This is a genomic window from Lysinibacillus sp. fkY74-1, from assembly GCF_053165895.1.
The window spans coordinates 4,422,435-4,441,705 of the sequence record NZ_CP170173.1; the positions used below are offsets into that span (position 1 = coordinate 4,422,435).

The 19,271-nt window shown below is 39.2% G+C and carries 20 protein-coding genes and 2 other annotated features; all 20 genes read right to left on the reverse strand.

Annotated elements, in window-relative coordinates; genetic code table 11:
- Window positions 1-91: 91 nt before the first annotated feature.
- Window positions 92-3,667: a DNA-directed RNA polymerase subunit beta gene (gene rpoB / locus ACE1MS_RS21980; protein WP_012296077.1), complete on the reverse strand. Its 3,576-nt coding sequence runs from the start codon at window positions 3,665-3,667 to the stop codon at window positions 92-94.
- A 242-nt stretch (window positions 3,668-3,909) separates the two neighbouring features.
- Window positions 3,910-4,512 carry a class I SAM-dependent methyltransferase gene (locus tag ACE1MS_RS21985; protein WP_031416726.1) on the reverse strand — a complete coding sequence of 201 codons (603 nt, stop codon included), beginning with the start codon at window positions 4,510-4,512 and terminating at the stop codon, window positions 3,910-3,912.
- 76 nt (window positions 4,513-4,588) lie between these two features.
- Window positions 4,589-4,948, reverse strand: a complete 360-nt coding sequence (gene rplL, locus ACE1MS_RS21990; protein WP_012296079.1) for a 50S ribosomal protein L7/L12 — start codon at window positions 4,946-4,948, stop codon at window positions 4,589-4,591.
- A 73-nt stretch (window positions 4,949-5,021) separates the two neighbouring features.
- The gene (gene rplJ, locus ACE1MS_RS21995) at window positions 5,022-5,522 is read right to left on the reverse strand and encodes a 50S ribosomal protein L10 (protein WP_012296080.1); all 501 of its coding nucleotides are present in this window, start codon (window positions 5,520-5,522) and stop codon (window positions 5,022-5,024) included.
- A 32-nt stretch (window positions 5,523-5,554) separates the two neighbouring features.
- Window positions 5,555-5,700 (reverse strand) — a sequence feature (ribosomal protein L10 leader region).
- A 54-nt stretch (window positions 5,701-5,754) separates the two neighbouring features.
- A complete protein-coding gene (gene rplA, locus ACE1MS_RS22000) occupies window positions 5,755-6,453 on the reverse strand; it encodes a 50S ribosomal protein L1 (RefSeq protein ID WP_031416727.1) in 699 nt (232 codons plus the stop codon).
- Between the two features lie 116 nt (window positions 6,454-6,569).
- Window positions 6,570-6,995, reverse strand: a complete 426-nt coding sequence (gene rplK, locus ACE1MS_RS22005; protein WP_004233593.1) for a 50S ribosomal protein L11 — start codon at window positions 6,993-6,995, stop codon at window positions 6,570-6,572.
- 230 nt (window positions 6,996-7,225) lie between these two features.
- A complete protein-coding gene (nusG, locus tag ACE1MS_RS22010) occupies window positions 7,226-7,759 on the reverse strand; it encodes a transcription termination/antitermination protein NusG (protein WP_031416728.1) in 534 nt (177 codons plus the stop codon).
- Window positions 7,760-8,094: 335 nt separating this feature from the next.
- Window positions 8,095-8,280: a preprotein translocase subunit SecE gene (secE, locus tag ACE1MS_RS22015; protein ID WP_025116455.1), complete on the reverse strand. Its 186-nt coding sequence runs from the start codon at window positions 8,278-8,280 to the stop codon at window positions 8,095-8,097.
- Window positions 8,281-8,329: 49 nt separating this feature from the next.
- On the reverse strand, window positions 8,330-8,476 hold the full coding sequence (gene rpmG / locus ACE1MS_RS22020) for a 50S ribosomal protein L33 (protein WP_075807303.1): 147 nt from the start codon (window positions 8,474-8,476) through the stop codon (window positions 8,330-8,332).
- Between the two features lie 76 nt (window positions 8,477-8,552).
- Complete coding sequence (gene sigH / locus ACE1MS_RS22025; protein WP_031416729.1) at window positions 8,553-9,200, reverse strand: RNA polymerase sporulation sigma factor SigH; 648 nt, start codon at window positions 9,198-9,200, stop codon at window positions 8,553-8,555.
- A gap of 68 nt (window positions 9,201-9,268) precedes the next feature.
- Entirely contained in the window at window positions 9,269-9,781 is a 513-nt protein-coding gene (locus tag ACE1MS_RS22030) for an NYN domain-containing protein (protein WP_012296085.1), read from the reverse strand.
- Window positions 9,782-9,783: 2 nt separating this feature from the next.
- Window positions 9,784-10,536, reverse strand: coding sequence for a 23S rRNA (guanosine(2251)-2'-O)-methyltransferase RlmB (rlmB, locus tag ACE1MS_RS22035; protein WP_012296086.1), 753 nt, complete (start codon window positions 10,534-10,536; stop codon window positions 9,784-9,786).
- A 5-nt stretch (window positions 10,537-10,541) separates the two neighbouring features.
- Window positions 10,542-10,955, reverse strand: coding sequence for a Mini-ribonuclease 3 (locus tag ACE1MS_RS22040; protein WP_012296087.1), 414 nt, complete (start codon window positions 10,953-10,955; stop codon window positions 10,542-10,544).
- A gap of 5 nt (window positions 10,956-10,960) precedes the next feature.
- The gene (cysS, locus tag ACE1MS_RS22045; protein WP_031416730.1) at window positions 10,961-12,361 is read right to left on the reverse strand and encodes a cysteine--tRNA ligase; all 1,401 of its coding nucleotides are present in this window, start codon (window positions 12,359-12,361) and stop codon (window positions 10,961-10,963) included.
- Window positions 12,358-13,008 (reverse strand): serine O-acetyltransferase EpsC, encoded by a 651-nt coding sequence (gene epsC, locus ACE1MS_RS22050; protein ID WP_036162451.1) that lies wholly within the window; start codon window positions 13,006-13,008, stop codon window positions 12,358-12,360. The genes cysS and epsC overlap by 4 nt, the downstream gene beginning before the upstream one ends.
- Window positions 13,009-13,197: 189 nt before the next feature.
- Window positions 13,198-13,417: a binding site (T-box leader), on the reverse strand.
- 50 nt (window positions 13,418-13,467) lie between these two features.
- Window positions 13,468-14,928 carry a glutamate--tRNA ligase gene (gene gltX, locus ACE1MS_RS22055; protein ID WP_012296090.1) on the reverse strand — a complete coding sequence of 487 codons (1,461 nt, stop codon included), beginning with the start codon at window positions 14,926-14,928 and terminating at the stop codon, window positions 13,468-13,470.
- Between the two features lie 89 nt (window positions 14,929-15,017).
- Window positions 15,018-15,494, reverse strand: a complete 477-nt coding sequence (gene ispF, locus ACE1MS_RS22060) for a 2-C-methyl-D-erythritol 2,4-cyclodiphosphate synthase (protein ID WP_008180601.1) — start codon at window positions 15,492-15,494, stop codon at window positions 15,018-15,020.
- A gap of 342 nt (window positions 15,495-15,836) precedes the next feature.
- On the reverse strand, window positions 15,837-16,532 hold the full coding sequence (gene ispD / locus ACE1MS_RS22065; RefSeq protein WP_289449943.1) for a 2-C-methyl-D-erythritol 4-phosphate cytidylyltransferase: 696 nt from the start codon (window positions 16,530-16,532) through the stop codon (window positions 15,837-15,839).
- 11 nt (window positions 16,533-16,543) lie between these two features.
- Window positions 16,544-17,629, reverse strand: coding sequence for a PIN/TRAM domain-containing protein (locus ACE1MS_RS22070; RefSeq protein ID WP_012296092.1), 1,086 nt, complete (start codon window positions 17,627-17,629; stop codon window positions 16,544-16,546).
- Window positions 17,630-17,845: 216 nt separating this feature from the next.
- Window positions 17,846-19,222: a DNA repair protein RadA gene (gene radA, locus ACE1MS_RS22075; protein WP_012296093.1), complete on the reverse strand. Its 1,377-nt coding sequence runs from the start codon at window positions 19,220-19,222 to the stop codon at window positions 17,846-17,848.
- Window positions 19,223-19,271: the final 49 nt, after the last annotated feature.

The window sequence follows — 19,271 nt, forward strand, 5'->3', positions numbered from 1 at the left end:
TAAAAGAAAAAGCCAGGCAGGGCGTTAAATCCTGCCCGGCTAATTTGAAAATAAGTTTGACCTTCTTCACCATTGTGAATTTTGGTTTCCATTATTCAAAAGACTCTACTGGCTCTTCTTCAGTATCTGGCTGTGGTGCGATGTTAAGTGCATCAGCTGGTTGAAGATCTTCTTCTTCGTCTAAATCACGAAGCTCTACTTCTTCATCATTAACTGTTAACATCTTAACGTCCATACCAAGAGATTGAAGTTCTTTAATCAATACTTTGAATGATTCAGGAACCCCTGGCTCTGGTACACTTTCACCCTTAACGATGGCTTCATACGTTTTCACACGACCAACAACGTCATCGGATTTAACTGTTAAGATTTCTTGAAGTGTATAAGCGGCACCATATGCTTCAAGTGCCCATACTTCCATCTCACCAAAACGTTGTCCACCAAATTGCGCTTTACCACCAAGTGGTTGCTGCGTAACAAGTGAGTAAGGACCCGTTGAACGCGCGTGAAGTTTATCGTCAACCATGTGAGCAAGTTTGATCATATACATGATACCAACAGATACACGGTTATCAAATGGTTCACCAGAACGGCCATCATACAGGATAGTTTTACCGTCACGGTTCATCCCTGCTTCTTCCATTGTTTCCCAAACGTCTTCTTCATTCGCACCATCAAATACTGGTGTTGCCATGTGGACGCCTAGGTAGCGAGAAGCCATACCTAAGTGTAATTCTAAAACTTGTCCGATATTCATACGAGAAGGTACACCAAGTGGATTTAACATGATATCAACAGGCGTGCCATCTGGCATGAACGGCATATCTTCTTCTGGCAAGATACGAGAGATAACCCCTTTGTTACCATGACGTCCGGCCATTTTGTCCCCAACGCGAATTTTACGTTTTTGAACAATGTAAGCACGAACTAATTGGTTAACACCTGGTGGTAATTCATCGCCATCTTCACGGTTAAATACTTTAACATCCAGAATGATACCGCCAGCACCATGAGGGACACGTAATGATGTATCACGAACCTCACGAGCTTTTTCACCGAAAATAGCATGTAATAAACGCTCTTCAGCAGTTAATTCTGTAACTCCTTTAGGCGTTACTTTCCCTACAAGAATATCACCGTCACGTACTTCCGCACCAATACGGATAATACCACGTTCGTCTAGGTTACGAAGTGCATCTTCCCCGACATTCGGAATATCACGAGTGATTTCTTCAGGTCCAAGTTTTGTATCACGAGACTCTGATTCATATTCTTCAATATGAACAGATGTATAAACATCGTCTTTTACAAGGCGCTCACTCATAATAACAGCATCCTCATAGTTAAAGCCGTTCCAAGTCATGAATGCAACAAGTACGTTACGTCCAAGAGCTAATTCGCCTTTTTCCATTGATGGACCATCTGCTAAAATATCGCGAGGCTTCACACGTTCACCTACTTTTACAAGCGGACGTTGGTTATATGAAGTACCTTGGTTTGAACGAATGAATTTTTGTAATTTATATTTTGTTAAATCGCCTTTAACCTCTTTGCCGTCAACAACTTCAATGCGGCGAACATGGATAGAGCGAGCTTCAACATGCTCAACAATACCATCATACTTCGCTACTACAGCTGCACCTGAATCACGTGCATCCACGTGTTCCATACCCGTACCAACGAATGGTGCCTCTGGGTTAAGAAGTGGAACTGCTTGACGTTGCATGTTTGCACCCATAAGTGCACGGTTAGAGTCATCGTTTTCTAAGAATGGGATACACGCAGTCGCTGCAGAAACTACTTGTTTAGGAGATACGTCCATGTAGTCCATTTGAGCTTTATTAAATACTGTGTTATCTCCGCGGAAACGACCTACTACTTCGTCATTTGCAAAGCTACCATCTGGATTTAATGGTGAGTTTGCTTGTGCTACGTAGTAGTTATCTTCTTCATCAGCTGTTAGATAATCAATTTGATCCGTTACTTGACCTGTTTCATGGTCAATACGACGGTAAGGCGTTTCGATGAAACCAAATTTATTTACTTTAGCGAAAGAAGATAATGAGTTGATTAAACCAATGTTTGGCCCCTCTGGTGTCTCGATTGGACACATACGACCATAGTGAGAGTAGTGAACGTCACGTACTTCGAAACCAGCACGCTCACGTGTTAAACCACCAGGCCCTAATGCAGATAATCGGCGTTTATGCGTTAACTCTGCTAACGGGTTTGTTTGGTCCATGAATTGTGATAATTGAGAGCTTCCGAAGAACTCTTTAATTGACGCAATGACTGGACGAATATTAATTAATTGTTGTGGTACGATAGCCGCTGTGTCGTTAATAGACATACGTTCACGTACTACACGTTCCATACGAGATAATCCAATACGGAACTGGTTTTGTAGTAACTCACCTACAGAACGTAGACGACGGTTACCTAAATGGTCAATATCATCTGTTGCACCTACTTGATAAAGCAAGTTGAAGAAATAGCTTACTGAAGACAATACGTCAGCAGGAGTGATATTTTTTACTTCTTCATCAATATAGGCATTACTAATGATATTAATTTCTTTTTGGGCTTCATCTTTCGGTGCATAAATTTTAATAGATTGGATTGTTACATCGTCCTCAAGTACTCCACCAACTTGTGATAAAGTACGGAAACCAATACCCTTCGAAGAATCTTCTAGGTAAGGTAGGATTTTATCTAAAGTACGGCGATCAAGCACTGTACCTTTCTCTACTAAAATTTCGCCTGTTTCTGGGTCTACAAGCGTTTCAGCAATCGTTTGGTTGAATAAACGATTTTTAATATGAAGCTTTTTATTCATTTTGTAGCGTCCAACATTCGCTAAATCATAGCGTTTTGCGTCGAAGAAACGAGAGTATAATAAACTTTTCGCACTTTCAACTGTTGGTGGTTCACCTGGACGTAAACGCTCGTAGATTTCTAAAAGTGCTTTTTCAGTGCTTTCAGAGTTATCTTTTTCTAACGTATTACGTAAATACTCGTTATCACCGATAATATCGATAATTTCTTGGTCTGAGCCAAAACCTAATGCACGAAGTAATACGGTTACTGGTAGTTTACGAGTACGATCGATACGTACATATACCACATCTTTTGCATCCGTTTCATACTCTAACCAAGCACCACGGTTTGGAATCACTGTAGCTCCAAAACCTTTTTTACCGTTCTTATCCGTTTTATCATGGAAATACACACTTGGTGAACGAACTAATTGTGAAACGATAACACGTTCAGCACCATTGATAATGAATGTACCCGTTTCTGTCATTAATGGGAAATCACCCATGAAGACATCCTGTTCTTTCACTTCGTCTGTTTCTTTGTTGTAAAGACGTACTTTCACACGTAATGGAGCTGCGTAAGTAACATCTCGCTCTTTACACTCATCAACATCATATTTAGGATCACCTAATGAATAATCGATGAATTCTAATGAAAGATTGCCTGTAAAGTCCTCGATCGGCGAAATGTCACGGAACATTTCACGTAAACCTTCTTCAAGGAACCACTCGTAAGACGCCGTTTGAATCTCAATCAGATTTGGAAGCTCAAGCACCTCTTTAATACGCGCAAAGCTTCTACGCTGGCGGTGTTGTCCGTACTGAACTAGTTGACCTGTCAACTCATTCACCCCTCAATAAAGCGATATTAGGTCTTTGCAAAATCATACAAATAGTGTATGATTTCGAAAGACAAAAAGAAAACGAGTCTTCAAAAAGATCTCATTTTCGGTTAACTAAACTTATCTTGGCAAGTATACCCATATTAAAACAATTCTATACAAAAAGGGCATACGACCTCAAAATAATATTTTTGCATTGTATCATATTATCATAGCCGATTTGTCAAGTCAATAAATTATACATATTTCATTTATTTTTTTGCTCGTATTATCCAGTATCCTTTTTTCTTCTCGACAACATCGACTTCGGAAAATTTACCCTCTAGGTAACTTACTGTCGATGGCGCTCCTTGTTTCTTCTGAATTACTACCCAAAGCTCTCCAGATGACACTAGTCTATCATAAGCTCCATCGTAAAAGCGGAAAATCGTTTCCTTCCCTGCACGAATTGGCGGATTCGTTAAGATAGCTGCTGCTTCTATATCTTTATCAACCATCGATAGGCCGTCACTCACAAATATTCGTACATTTTGAACACCGTTCACTTGCGCATTTTTTTGCGAAAGCGCAACTGCACGTTCATTTATATCCATCATACAAACGGTACGGTCTGGATTCGCTTTGGCGATGGATAATCCTATCGGCCCATATCCACACCCTATATCAAAAATTGCACCATCAATATTAGGCATTTGAAAAGCGTCTATTAAAACACGGGATCCAAAATCTACTTCGCTTTTACTAAATACACCTGCATCCGTTTCAAATGAAAACGAATGCCCTAGTAATTGAAATGTCCAATGACGAGGTTTACTCTCAGTTTGAGGATTACTTGTATAATAGTGATCTGACATTTTCACGCCTCCTCAGAATGAAGAAAAAAGCTCGCCAATATGACGAGCTTTCCTTTTGTTTAAAAGTAACGCGAGATTACTTAACTTCTACAGATGCGCCAACTTCTTCAAGTTTAGTTTTGATTTCTTCAGCTTCATCTTTAGAAACGCCTTCTTTAAGAGCTTTAGGAGCGTTATCTACTACTTCTTTAGCTTCTTTAAGACCTAAACCAGTGATTTCGCGAACCACTTTGATTACTTTAATTTTTTCTGCACCAGCAGATGCTAATACTACGTCGAATTCTGTTTTCTCTTCAGCTGCAGCAGCACCACCAGCAACTACTGCTACAGGAGCAGCAGCTGTTACACCGAATTCTTCTTCGATAGCTTTTACTAAATCGTTTAATTCAAGAACTGTCATAGCTTTGATAGCTTCTAAGATTTGCTCTTTGTTCATTATAATTTCCTCCTAATTGGATAATGTTTTATTTTTTTGCGGTCAGGCCGCGGAAGTTTTTGGACGTATTAAATTACGCGCCTTGTTCTTCTTTTTGATCTGCAACAGCTTTTGTTGCAAGTGCGAAGTTACGCACTGGAGCTTGAAGTACAGATAAAAGCATAGAAAGTAGACCTTCGCGTGATGGAAGTTCTGCAAGTGCTTTAACATCTTCAACAGAAGAGATTGTACCTTCGATAATACCTGCTTTAATTTCTAAAGCTTCGTTTTTCTTAGCGAACTCGTTGATGATTTTAGCAGGCGCTACAACATCTTCATTTGAGAACGCAATTGCGTTAGGACCAACTAATACGTCGTTGATTCCTTCAAGACCAGCAGCTTCAGCAGCACGACGAGTTAAAGTGTTTTTGTATACTTTGAACTCAACGCCAGCTTCACGAAGTTGTTTACGAAGCTCTGTTACTTGTGCAACATTAAGACCACGGTAATCCACTACTACTACAGAAGAAGCGTTTTGGAATTTCTCGGTAATCTCTTGAACTTGTACTTGTTTGTTTTCGATTGCTTTGCTCATGATGACACCTCCTATTAGAATGGGTCATTTATACCGACAAAAGAAAAGCCCCTACGTCAAATAGACACAGAGGCTGAAAGTCATCATCTTTAAATAAGAATCTGAATTCCGATGTCCTCGGTAGGAACATTAAGTGACATGTCACTCCTACTGTCTACGGTACAAATGGATAATTCACAACAGCAATGATTATATCATGTAATCATTGCTGTTGTCAATATATATATTTAAATTATTTTACTACTACGTTAGCAGCGTCAATTTTAACAGCTGGACCCATTGTAGTTGTAATATTTACAGACTTCATGTAAGTACCTTTAGCTGCAGCAGGTTTTGCTTTTTGAACTACATCAAATACAGCTAAGAAGTTTTCTACTAATTTTTCTGCAGAGAAAGAAACTTTACCGATAGGAGCGTGGATGATACCAGCTTTGTCAGCACGGTATTCTACTTTACCAGCTTTGATTTCTTCGATAGCTTTTGTTACATCGAAAGTAACTGTACCAGTTTTAGGGTTTGGCATTAAGCCTTTAGGTCCTAATACACGACCAAGTTTACCAACTTCACCCATCATGTCAGGAGTTGCTACGATTACATCGAAATCAAACCAACCTTGTTGGATTTTTTGGATGTACTCTGCATCACCTACATAATCAGCACCAGCTGCTTCTGCTTCTTTAAGTTTTTCACCTTTCGCGAATACTAATACGCGTTGAGTTTTACCAGTACCGTTTGGTAGTACTACTGCACCACGGATTTGTTGGTCGTTTTTACGAGTATCAATACCTAAGCGGAAAGCAACTTCTACAGTAGCGTCGAAGTTTACTGTGCTAGTTTTTTGAGCAAGTTCGATTGCTTCTTGTGCACTGTATAGTGAGTTACGATCAATTAATTTAGCTGCATCTTGCAGTTTTTTACCTTTTTTAGCCATTATATATTTCCTCCTTGATTGTGGTTATAACGGATTTTACCTCCCACGAATAAAGGTTGCGTGTTCACAAAGAAACTTCGCAACCTTCCAAAAAACAAAACATCAAGTAACTGGGATTAGTCTTCGATAACAATACCCATGCTTCGTGCAGTACCTTCTACCATTAACATAGCAGCTTCTACTGAAGCAGCGTTAAGGTCTGGCATTTTAGTTTCAGCGATTTCGCGAACTTTATCACGTTTAACCGTTGCCACTTTTTTACGATTTGGTTCACCAGATCCAGATTGGATACCAGCTGCTACTTTAAGTAGAACTGCTGCAGGTGGAGTTTTTGTAATGAAAGTGAAAGAACGATCCTCGAATACTGAAATTTCAACTGGAATAATAAGACCAGCTTGATCAGCAGTACGCGCGTTGAATTCTTTACAGAATCCCATGATGTTCACACCTGCTTGACCTAATGCAGGACCAACCGGTGGAGCTGGATTAGCTTTACCAGCAGGGATTTGAAGTTTTACAACTTTAATAACTTTTTTAGCCACGAGACACACCTCCTTAAGTCCGTGATGTGGTAATTGGGTTGCCCCTCCCACTCAATATCTGTCTGTCAGCTAAGTGCCGATAACATTAAAATTATCATTACAGACGTCAAACAAAAGTATGACAGTCTGACCTATGAAATGATACCACTTTTAATTTTTTTAAGCAAGTAGTAATTAACAAAATCTGCGAAACGTCTACCAATTGGCATGTCACAGTTCTAGAAATTGTACTATAATTTTTGAATTTGTTCGAAGTCTAGCTCCATAATTGTTTCGCGACCAAACATATCAACTGACACTTTTATTTTTCCTTTTTCTGTGTCAATTTCTTCAACACGTCCTTGGAAATGAGCGAACGGCCCTTCTAATACTTCAACTGCCTCACCAATAGAGATGTCCACTTCAACAATCTTATCAGTCATACCCATTTGTTGTAATAGACGATCCGCTTCTTCAGGTAGTAAAGGTGTTGGTTTTGCTCCTCCACCAGAGGACCCGATAAAGCCTGTTACACCCGGCGTATTACGCACTACATACCAAGAATCATCTGTCATAATAAGCTCTACTAATACATAACCTGGGAAAACTTTACGCATCATCGTACGCTTTTTCCCATCCTTCATTTCTGTTTCCTCATGCTCAGGAACAATCACTCGGAAGATTTTATCTTGCATTCCCATTGTTTCTACACGTTTTTCTAGGTTTGCTTTTACTCGGTTCTCATACCCTGAATACGTATGAACAACATACCAATTTTTCTCCATAACTACTAGGACTCCTCGTCCGTCCCTCCCTTACAAATAAAAGTGAAAATGAATCGCGATATGCTAGATGCAATCCTTACCCTTTTCACAAACATCTCATATAAACATAGCCTTTTCCTATAAAGAAAGCCTGAAGATATGTATCGAAACTAGCATAGTCATCTATCGCTACTATCATACTTATCATAATGAGATTAACTTACTGCCATTCACTTCATCCATATCACTTGCACATAAAGATAGAATTACCTGCTGAATGAAGATAAAACAAACGAAAAAACCCGTTATTGCAATGGACGGGCTATTTCATAAGTATTAACATGCTATTTACTAAATTATAAATCTAAGTACCAGCGGAATAATGATGAAATACCTAAGTCAACTAACACAAAAAATAAAGCCATAACGACAACAGTTGAAATTACAACGACTGTATATTTAGTCAGCTCTTTACTTTTCGGCCAGCTTGTTTTGCGCATTTCTGACATTACATCACTGAAAAAGCCTTTGATCTTGCCCATTCTAGCTTAACCTCCGAATCAATCAAAATCTGTCTATTTACATATCATTTTATAACGTTTGTTTATGCACTGTATGTTCATTGCAATGCGAGCAAAATTTCTTTAATTCGAGGCGTACAGTGGAGCCTTCTTTAGCCGGGAACGTGTAATTTCTCGATCCACATTTCTCGCAATTTAGCACGACTTTTTTTGCCATACACTCACCTTTTTCGGCACTTTATCTTTTTAAGACTAACACCTATATTTGTCAATGTCAATAAAGCCTATGACCTCTAAGACATTTCCTCAAGGACTAAATGTCGCTCTAATTTGCGCTTCACCCGCTGCAAAGCATTATCAATGGATTTCACATGACGATTTAATTTTGCAGAAATTTCATGATATGATCGGCCATCTAGATATAGAGCTAAAACCTGTAACTCTAGTTCACTTAAAATCTCACTCATCTTTTCTTCTAAATATCCAAATTCTTCTCTATGAATTATTAATTCTTCTGGATCATCCATGATAGCGCCTGTTAAAACATCCATTAGCGTTCGGTCTGATTCTTCATCAAAAATGGGCTTGTCCAAAGAAACATACGAGTTGAGAGGTATATGCTTTTGCCTAGTAGCCGTTTTAATAGCGGTAATAATTTGCCTTGTAATACATAGCTCAGCAAATGCCCGGAAAGAAGCAAGCTTATCCCCTTTAAAATCACGAATCGCTTTATACAAACCAATCATGCCCTCTTGCACAATATCTTCCTTATCAGCACCAATTAAGAAATAGGATCTTGCCTTCGCCCTAACTAACAAACGGTATTTCGTAATTAAATAATCCAACGCATCTGTATTACCTTGATGCACCATTTCAATAAGCTCTTCATCATTGAATCGTTCAAAATCTTGTGTCACTTGTACAATGCTATTTTTAAACATGGTATCACCTCAGCCACAACAGATAATTAGGAACAGTATAACGGAAATGGAAAATATGCGTCAATCAATCATTTCAATCCACGTCTCCATTTTTCGAATGCTATCGCCACATCCGGCTTTAATTCTATACGTGAAGGTGGTCTACTTTCATGTTTCCTTTTTACAGCATGTGATATTTTATGCTGGATAATGCTTGTATCTATTTCTAGTTCTCTCGCTGATTTTCTCAAAGCCCCATTACCAAAGATCACACTTTGCTCTGCCATATCGGAAGTTGCTACGTGTATTTGTACATTTCTAGCCTTAAGTTCATGCGTCATTTTTTCAATACGTTCATCTGCTGTTTCATTTTTCCGAGTATAAATGACTTCAACATCACTTTCTAAATAAGATTGCTCTACGCCTGGTACTAGATGTGCGTCAAAAACAATAATTACGCGCCACCCCATAGCTGCTTTATATTCAGCCATAAGTTCTATCAACCTTTTGCGAGCATCTTCAAAATTTGTATCCCGCAATGGTCGAAGCTCTTTCCAGGACCCAATCATATTATAGCCATCAACTAGCAAAATGTTTTTCATTGTTACTCATTCGCTTCTTGACGCTTACGATACACTTCGTACATTAATAATGCTGCTGCCACTGAAGCATTCAGTGATGTCACATGCCCTACCATCGGTAAATGATACAAGAAGTCACATTTCTCTTTTAATAAGCGACCCATTCCCTTACCCTCACTACCGATAATGATAGCCAATGGTAATGTTGCATCCATTTTCCGATAGTCTACAGAGCCCTTCGCGTCTGTACCAGCAATCCATATACCTCGTTCTTTTAGTTCATCCACTGTTTGAGCCAGATTGTTTACACGTACTACAGGGACATGTTCAATAGCGCCTGTTGAAGACTTCGCCACGACAGCTGTTAAACTTACTGAACGGCGCTTTGGAATAATAATACCATGCGCTCCTATTGCATCAGCTGTTCTCATAATAGAACCTAGGTTATGTGGATCTTCAAGCTCGTCTAAGATTAAGAAAAAGGGATCTTCTTGTTTTTTTGCGGCTGCAGCAAATAAATCCTCCAGTTCAGCATACTTATATGCTGCAACAGAAGCAACAATACCTTGATGATTTGCACTTGATAATTGGTCGACCTTCTTTTTCGGAACAAACTGAACGATCACTCCACGTTCTCGAGCTAGATCTAGCAGTTCATTGACACCCGATTTTTTTACCCCCTCTGCAATCCATACTTTATTCATATCGCGTCCTGAACGAAGTGCTTCTAACACTGGGTTTTTACCGGCAATAATTTCTCCATTTTGTTCTGTCATTCTTTCTACACTCCTTTCGATTCCTCGATTATTTGAATAGCATATGCAATGATTTCATACACGCGTTCAAGTTCATTTAATAAATATAAACTACCAAGTACCGCCTCAAAGCCAGAGCTATTTCGATAAGTTTGGACATCTGTATTCTTTGGTACAGAGCCGGACTTGGCATTACGTCCACGACGGAACACTGCCAACTCCTCCTCTGTTAAATAATTCTCATCCATCATACGATGAACAATCATAGATTGTGCCTTTGCCGAAACGTAACGCGTTGCCTCTCGATGAAGTGTATTCGGTTTAACTCGACCTGAACGAAGCAAGTGTTCTCGTATCTTTTGCTCCAATACGGCGTCACCCATATAGGCTAACGCCAACGCATTTAATTGCTTAACATCTTCATTGCGAAGTTTATCCAACTTAATTACCCTCGTTTCCATCTAGTTCCTTGTCGCGTATCTTCTAAAATGATACCTTGGGCTTGCAAATGGTCACGAATCTCATCAGAACGAGCAAAATCACGATTCTTACGTGCCTCTACACGCTCTTGTAGTAGTGCTTCAATTTCTTCGTCTAATAATTCTTCTTCTTTTGCAAATTCGATACCTAAGACGTCACCTAGTACTTCAAAAGTTTCAATAAATGTTTCTAACACTTTTTTGCAAGTATTCGTTTCATTTAAATAAATATTAGCAATACGAGCTAACTCAAATAATACCGAAATCCCGTTAGCTGTATTAAAATCATCATCCATGGCCTCTTCAAACTGTGCCTTTTGCTCAGTAATTTTATTCAGCCACTCATTTGAGTGATCGCCTAAGCTTACAGTAGTCGTAAGACGATGCTTCACATTGTTGTAGGCTGTACGAATGCGCTCTAAGCCAGCTGAAGCTGCCTCTACTAAATCCTTCGCAAAATTAATTGGATGACGATAATGAACAGATAGCATAAAGAAGCGAAGCACCTGTGGATCAATTTGTTTACGAATATCATTCACCAAAATAAAATTCCCAAGAGATTTAGACATCTTTTCATTATCAATATTAATATAACCATTATGCATCCAATAACGTGCAAATGTTTTATCATTGTGAGCTTCTGACTGTGCAATTTCATTTTCGTGGTGTGGGAAAGTTAAATCCTGCCCACCAGCGTGAATATCAATAGTATCTCCTAAATGCTCACGAGCCATTACTGAACATTCAATATGCCAACCAGGACGACCATTGCCCCAAGGACTTTCCCAGAAAATTTCACCTGGCTTCGCTGCTTTCCATAAAGCAAAATCTAATGCATCATCTTTTTTCTCACCAGCTTCTATACGTGCACCAATTTTTAAATCATCTACGGATTGATGTGATAATTTACCATAGCCATTAAACTTGCGCGTGCGGTAATACACATCACCTGCTGACTCATAAGCATAGCCTTTTTCAATTAAAACTTGGATAAATTGAATAATATCAGCCATATGCTCTGTTACACGTGGATGAACATCGGCTTTTTTGCACCCTAATGCAGTAACATCTTCAAAGTACGCAGCTATAAAGCGCTCTGTTAACTCATGAACTTCTTCACCAAGCTCATTGGCAGCCTTAATAATTTTATCGTCTACATCCGTAAAATTGGAAACAAACTTTACATCATAGCCTTTATATTGGAAATAGCGACGGACTGTGTCGTAAACTATAACAGGACGTGAATTCCCGATATGGATATAGTTATAAACGGTAGGCCCGCAGACATACATTTTTACTTTGCCTTCTTCTAGCGGAACAAAGGTTTCTTTTTGTCTTGATAATGAGTTGAAAATTTGAATACTCATTGTGTCTCTCTCTCCTTTTGTAAGCGTTCAATTTCCTGTCTTAATATAACAATTTGCTTCTCAAAAGCTTGACAACGTTCTTCTACAGGATCAGGAATATTTTGATGATCTAGTTTTTTCTCTAGACGAACTCCATCTTTAATTACTATTTTACCAGGTATACCGACCACAGTGGCATTTGGAGGCACCTCTTTTAAAACAACTGACCCCGCACCAATTTTACTATTCTCGCCAATTGTAATAGAACCTAAAACTTTAGCGCCTGTTGCTACAAGGACATTATCCTCTAATGTAGGGTGTCGTTTTCCTTTTTCTTTCCCTGTACCACCTAGAGTTACCCCCTGGTACAAAGTCACATTATCACCGATTTCACATGTTTCACCAATCACAACACCCATACCATGGTCTATAAAAAAGCGGCGGCCGATTTTCGCACCAGGATGAATTTCAATACCAGTAAAAAAGCGGCTTATTTGTGAAATGGCACGAGCCATAAAATAAAAGCGTTTTTTAAAGAACCAATGAGCCACTCGATGAGCCCATGTGGCATGCAAACCGGAATATGTTAATACCACTTCCAATACACTTCGCGCAGCTGGATCATTCTCAAAAATTGTTTCCACATCTTCTTTCATCCTTTTAAACACAAAAAACTCCCCCTTTTTATGTTGTTCTTGCTCAAATTCCTAGAAACCCTTTACACAGAACCGACACTGTCGTCAACTTTCTTTAGAATTCTCTGCCTAAGATGATGTGGTGTGTTTGTTTGAATGCCTCCCTCTTCATCAAAGAATGAAGATAAAATAAAAAACGCCCCTATCATCCCAAAAAGGAATGACAGAGACGCTTAAATTTGCGTGGTTCCACTCTGATTGAAGGCAAAAAGCCTCCCACTCTGGTCGTTCTTTAACGAGAACGAATCGATAAAGCCTACTATAGTTCAGCTTTATGCTCAAAGGTGCATTTCAGTTTTGCCTAGACTCAGACCACTTTCAGCCGGTGATGGTCCTCTCTTTAGAGCGTGCGCCACTTACTTCTCCTTATCAACGCTTTTTCAATGTAAATACATTTTACAACGCAAGAATCAATTGTCAATGGATTTCTATTTATTGCGCAAATTTTTCTACACGATCAATTGCTTTCTCTTTGCCAATTAAGCAGATAGCATTGGGAAGCTCCGGTCCATGTGTTTCACCCGTTGTGACAACACGGATTGGCATAAATAAATTTTTACCTTTATGACCTGTTGCCTTTTGCACAGCTTTAATAGCTGCTTTTACCGCATCTGGCGTAAATTCTTCTAATTCTTCGAGCTGTGCTTTGAATGCAGCCATTACCTCTGGTACTTGCTCTCCTGCTAAAACAGCTTTGGCTTCTTCATCATATTCAATATGGTCTTTAAAGAATAGGCTAGATAATTCAACAATCTCTGCACCAAAGCTCATTTGGTCATGGTAAAGCCCAATTAAATCTGTTGCCCATGCATGTTGCACTGCTGAAAGTTCATCTGGTAAAAGTCCAGCTTTTTGTAAATGTGGTAATGATAAAGCTACTACTTCTTCTAAAGATAGTTTTTTAATATATTGATTATTCATCCATGTCAACTTTTGTTTATCGAACATAGATGGTGATTTAGAAAGACGTTTTTCATCAAAGATCTTGATAAATTCTTCTTTAGAGAAAATTTCCTCTTCCCCTTCTGGAGACCAGCCAAGTAAAGCAAAGAAGTTGAACATTGCTTCAGGAAGATACCCTAAATCCTTATATTGAGTGACAAATTGAATAATGGACTCATCACGTTTTGATAGCTTTTTACGGTTCTCATTAATAATTAACGTCATATGACCGAAGCGCGGATACTCCCAACCAAATGCATCAAAGATCATCATTTGTTTTGGCGTATTAGATAAATGCTCTTCACCACGGAAAACGTGAGAAATCTCCATGAAGTGATCATCTAGAACTACAGCATAGTTATACGTTGGAATACCGTTTGCTTTTACAATTACCCAGTCGCCAATGTCTTTAGATTCAAATGTAACTTGTCCACGAACTAAATCTTCAAAATCATATGTTACATTTTCTGGTACACGCATACGAATTGTGTATGGCTCACCCGCTGCTTCTTTAGCTGCAACTTCCTCAGCTGAGAGATGACGGCATGTACCATCATAAGTAGGAGCTGCTACACCTCTTGCTTTTTGTTCCTCACGAGATGCTTCCAGTTTTTCTGAAGAACAGAAGCATTTGTAGGCTGCACCTTGCGCTAATAGTTTTTCAGCGTGCTCTTTATAAATATCAAGACGCTCCATTTGACGATAAGGCGCATAAGGTCCACCAATATCAATGGACTCATCATATTCAATACCTAACCATTTTAGGTTATCTAACTGAGATGCTTCTCCACCCTCTACATTACGTTCAATATCCGTATCTTCAATACGTACAATGAATTTACCGTTATGATGTTTTGCATATAAATAATTGAATAATGCTGTACGCGCCCCACCGATATGTAAAAAACCTGTTGGAGATGGCGCGTAACGAACGCGAACTTCTTTCGTCATATTAAAAGCCTCCTAAATTTTCGATCAAAAATTGACTTTGTTCATTTTACCACTCTGTAACTGGAAATAAAAGCAGAGTTCACTCACATTTATTTCTTCATCAAAAGAATTGTTGCCATCGCTGCTATACCTTCTTCACGTCCAGTAAAACCTAGACGTTCAGTTGTTGTCGCTTTGACATTTACCTGTGACGGCTCAGCATGTAACAATTCTGCAATACGATTTTGCATTTGCTCAATATATGGTGCCATTTTTGGTCGTTGAGCCATAATTGTACAATCGACATTACCTAGAATATATCCTTTATCCTCAACAATTTTCCAAATGTATTCTAATAATTTTGCTGAATCTGCGTCTTTAAAAGCTGGATCTGTGTCTGGAAAATGACGTCCAATATCTCCTTCTCCAATTGCTCCTAGCGCTGCATCTGTAACTGTGTGTAATAATACATCTGCATCTGAGTGTCCAACTAACCCTTTTTCATGTGGAATAGTAATACCACCGATAATTAACGGACGCCCTTCTTCAAATGCATGTACATCAAAACCTTGTCCAATTCGAAACATATGATAGAGAGACTACGTTAGCCATACATATGGATAATTCTCCTAGTTTGCCTAAAATGCAGTCTCATTCACCTTCCTTCACTTTTATCTATTTAGTCACTATTATACCCTCACATTTTAACATATTTCCTAGGAAATTGAGCTGATAGCAAATAGTCAGCATTTTCTTATACCAACAGATCCATTACTCCTTGGTGTACTGGCTTATAGTTTTTCCAAGCTAACCAATCATTATTACAACAGGCGTTAGGACGACCACTGAAAAATAAACATGTCCCATTCTTAGGCATCAATATAAAATCCCATTAGCAACTATCACTAATGAGATTTTTAAACTAGTCACTATTCATTTAATTGCAATGCTCGTTTTCGTAAAATAGCTTCTCCAAATAGCAAATCCTCTTGTGTCGTCATTTTTACATTCTCGTAGCTGCTTTCCACAATATGCACTGTGTGACCAAGACGCTCAACTAGCATTGCTTCATCGGTACCAAGAAAACCTACTTTTTCAGCAACATCCTCTGCCTCAACAATTAAGTCATAACGGAAGGCTTGAGGCGTTTGAATCATCCATAAGCTGTCGCGATCTACTGTTTCCTCAATGACACCATTACGAACTTTTTTCATTGTGTCCTTTGCTCGGACACCTGCAATGGCTGCACCAAAGTCGTGGGCACTTTGCACAAGATTGGCGATAATAGCATGTGTAATAAAAGGTCTTGCTGCATCATGAACAAGCACGATGTCTACCTGTTCCATTTCCTTCATACATGAATGTACAGAATGCTGTCGTTCAGCACCACCATTAGGTAAACCTTTGACTTTCGTAATACGATATTCATCGAGCAATTCTTGTATATAAATACGCTCCTCTGGTTTTACTGCTAGCCAAATACCTGTGCAAAAAGGGTCCTGTTGAAAGACCTCTAACGTGTGTATCAGGATAGGCTTCTTTAAAAGTTTTAAAAACAATTTATTTTGTCCTGCCCCCATACGTTTTCCACTTCCTGCGGCAGGTAAAACTACTTCATACTGCATGTTTTCACTTCCTAATCGTCCTTCGGCTTTGCAAATATCATACGACCTGCTGACGTCTGCAGCACACTCGTTACTGTTACCGTTATTGCCTGTCCTATATAGCTACGACCGCCTTCCACAACAATCATTGTACCATCGTCTAAATAGGCTACTCCTTGATTATGCTCTTTGCCATCTTTAATGACTACCACCTGCATATCTTCACCTGGAATAACGACAGGCTTTACGGCATTCGCTAAATCATTTATATTTAATACTTTTACATGATGTAGCTCGCATACTTTATTAAGGTTAAAATCATTTGTGACAATTTGTGTATCAGTCCCCATTTTTTTTGCCAGTCGTACAAGTTTTAAATCTACCTCTTGCACATCCTCAAAATCCTCATCTGTAATCTCTACGTTCGTATTACGTTCATCCTGTAATTTTCTTAAAATATCTAAGCCTCGACGACCTCTTGTGCGCTTTAATGTATCTGAGGAATCAGCAATATGCTGAAGCTCTGTTAGGACAAATTGAGGCACAATTAAGATTCCTTCAATGAATCCTGTTTCAGAAATATCTGCGATGCGGCCATCAATAATGACACTTGTATCTAACAATTTGTAACTTCCTCGCACCTCTTGAATTTCATTACCCTCAGCAACTTTTTTCTTTGTCTGATTACTACGTAAGGTAAAAAGCTGGATTAATTCATCCCTTTTTCTAAAACCTAAACGGAAGCCTAGATATCCTAATACGAATGACAGGATAATAGGGACTACCTCTGTAATAACAGGGAACTTCACACTATTAATAGCAAAGCCTAAAAAATACGCTACAATTAGCCCTATTATTAGGCCAAGCGTACCAAATAACAAATCTCCGACCGGAACCTTAAACAGGACCTCTTCCATCCAGCTAATGAGCTTCACAAAATAATCGGAAAACGCGAATGACAATGTAAACAGTAAAAGCGCTCCTAATGCTACTGATACGTAAGGATTATCAAGCCAAGGATTAGATGATAAATGAAGCAATTCGTATAATGGCGGTAAGAAAACAAGGCCCAATGCTCCTCCAATCAGTAAAAAAGCTATCTGAACAAATTTTTTCACAAGCTGTCACCTCCTATTGTTAGTTAAGATTATACATAGTTTATTATAGAAAATCCTTCTTCAGCCCATCAGATTATCATTATTTAACTCTCTCTTTCCAACCACACTTTCACCCTGCATTAACTAGGACGCCTATTCCTTTACTTGAGTTTCCCACTTTTTACGTCAAAATGAAGGAAATGCATGTCAGAATAGTATCTAACATGCATGGTTTTCCTATAACTCTCTAAAACAGGCATTTAATGCATCCTTTATTGTTTCTACACCGACAATTTCAATCCCTTGCGGAAAATCCCAACCACCTATATTTGATGCAGGAATGAAGACTTTTTTAAAACCAAGCTTCGCCGCTTCAATGACACGCTGCTCGATACGGGATACTCGACGTACCTCTCCTGTCAGACCCACTTCACCAATAAAGCAATCGGTTGCCCTTACAGCCTGATCCTTAAAGCTAGACACGATGCTTGTCAGAACAGCTAAATCTATAGCAGGTTCGTCCAATTTCACACCACCAGCAACTTTAATATATGCATCCTGTGCTTGTAGCATGAGACCCATACGCTTTTCAAGCACAGCCATCAGCAATTGCACTCTATTTTGATCTACCCCGGTTGCCATCCGTTTAGGGTAATTAAAGCTTGTAGGCGTCACTAGCGACTGAATTTCAACGAGTATTGGCCTTGTTCCCTCCATCGAGGCAACAATCGTGGAACCCGCAGCCCCTTGTGAACGCTCCTGCAAAAATAGCTCAGATGGGTTCAGCACCTCTTTTAAACCACCCTGTAGCATTTCAAATATAGCAATTTCATTGGTAGAGCCAAAGCGGTTTTTTTGACTTCGTAAAATACGATGATTATGATGTCTTTCGCCTTCAAAATATAGGACTGTATCCACCATATGTTCTAAAATTCGAGGCCCTGCGATTTGCCCCTCTTTCGTAACATGCCCAACTAAGAATATAGCAATCCCTTTTGTTTTAGCTATTCGCATAAGCTCAGCTGTACACTCACGTACCTGAGATACACTACCTGGCGCACTTGTTACCTCTGGATGAAAGACCGTTTGTATGGAATCGACAATGACAAATTTCGGCTGTACTTCCTCAATCGTTTGATTCAAAAACTCAAGATTCGTTTCGGAATAAATGTACAGCTCTTGAGAGATTACCCCTAAACGCTCTGCTCGTAGCTTCGTTTGACGAATAGACTCCTCACCTGAAATATACAGCACGCGATGGCCTTTATTTGAGAGCAAAGCTGAAACTTGTAGTAATAATGTTGATTTCCCAATCCCAGGATCGCCACCTATTAATACTAGAGAGCCAGGCACAATACCACCGCCTAATACACGATTCAGCTCGCCCATTTCTGTCGCCACTCGAGACTCTTCACTAGCTTCGACCTGAATAATGGGGATTGCCTTTTGAGTAACTGTAGCAGAATGCTGGAATGCCCCTCTTGGTCCTTTCGCTATAACTTCTACTTCCTCCACCATTTTATTCCATTCTCCACAGCCTGGACATCTTCCCATCCATTTTGCCGATTCATAGCCACAGCCTGAACATACAAATTTCGTTTTTTTCTTTGCCAACTTTCTTTCACCTCGAATATTTGTTCTTATATTAATTGTACAAAAAAAA

Coding starts and splice junctions, on each gene's coding strand:
- ACE1MS_RS22030 (WP_012296085.1), bottom strand. CDS start 9,781: ATGAAAAACATTTTGCTAGTTGATGGCTATAATATGATTGGGTCCTGG.
- ispF (WP_008180601.1), bottom strand. CDS start 15,494: ATGTTTCGAATTGGACAAGGTTTTGATGTACATGCATTTGAAGAAGGG.
- rplL (WP_012296079.1), bottom strand. CDS start 4,948: ATGAACAAAGAGCAAATCTTAGAAGCTATCAAAGCTATGACAGTTCTT.
- ispD (WP_289449943.1), bottom strand. CDS start 16,532: ATGCAGTATGAAGTAGTTTTACCTGCCGCAGGAAGTGGAAAACGTATG.
- rlmB (WP_012296086.1), bottom strand. CDS start 10,536: ATGACAGAACAAAATGGAGAAATTATTGCCGGTAAAAACCCAGTGTTA.
- sigH (WP_031416729.1), bottom strand. CDS start 9,200: ATGTTTAAAAATAGCATTGTACAAGTGACACAAGATTTTGAACGATTC.
- cysS (WP_031416730.1), bottom strand. CDS start 12,361: ATGAGTATTCAAATTTTCAACTCATTATCAAGACAAAAAGAAACCTTT.
- ACE1MS_RS21985 (WP_031416726.1), bottom strand. CDS start 4,512: ATGTCAGATCACTATTATACAAGTAATCCTCAAACTGAGAGTAAACCT.
- nusG (WP_031416728.1), bottom strand. CDS start 7,759: ATGGAGAAAAATTGGTATGTTGTTCATACGTATTCAGGGTATGAGAAC.
- rpmG (WP_075807303.1), bottom strand. CDS start 8,476: ATGGCAAAAAAAGTCGTGCTAAATTGCGAGAAATGTGGATCGAGAAAT.
- secE (WP_025116455.1), bottom strand. CDS start 8,280: ATGGGCAAGATCAAAGGCTTTTTCAGTGATGTAATGTCAGAAATGCGC.
- gltX (WP_012296090.1), bottom strand. CDS start 14,928: ATGACGAAAGAAGTTCGCGTTCGTTACGCGCCATCTCCAACAGGTTTT.
- rplA (WP_031416727.1), bottom strand. CDS start 6,453: ATGGCTAAAAAAGGTAAAAAACTGCAAGATGCAGCTAAATTAATTGAT.
- rplJ (WP_012296080.1), bottom strand. CDS start 5,522: ATGAGCAAAGCAATCGAAAACAAACAAGTACAAGTTCAAGAGATTACC.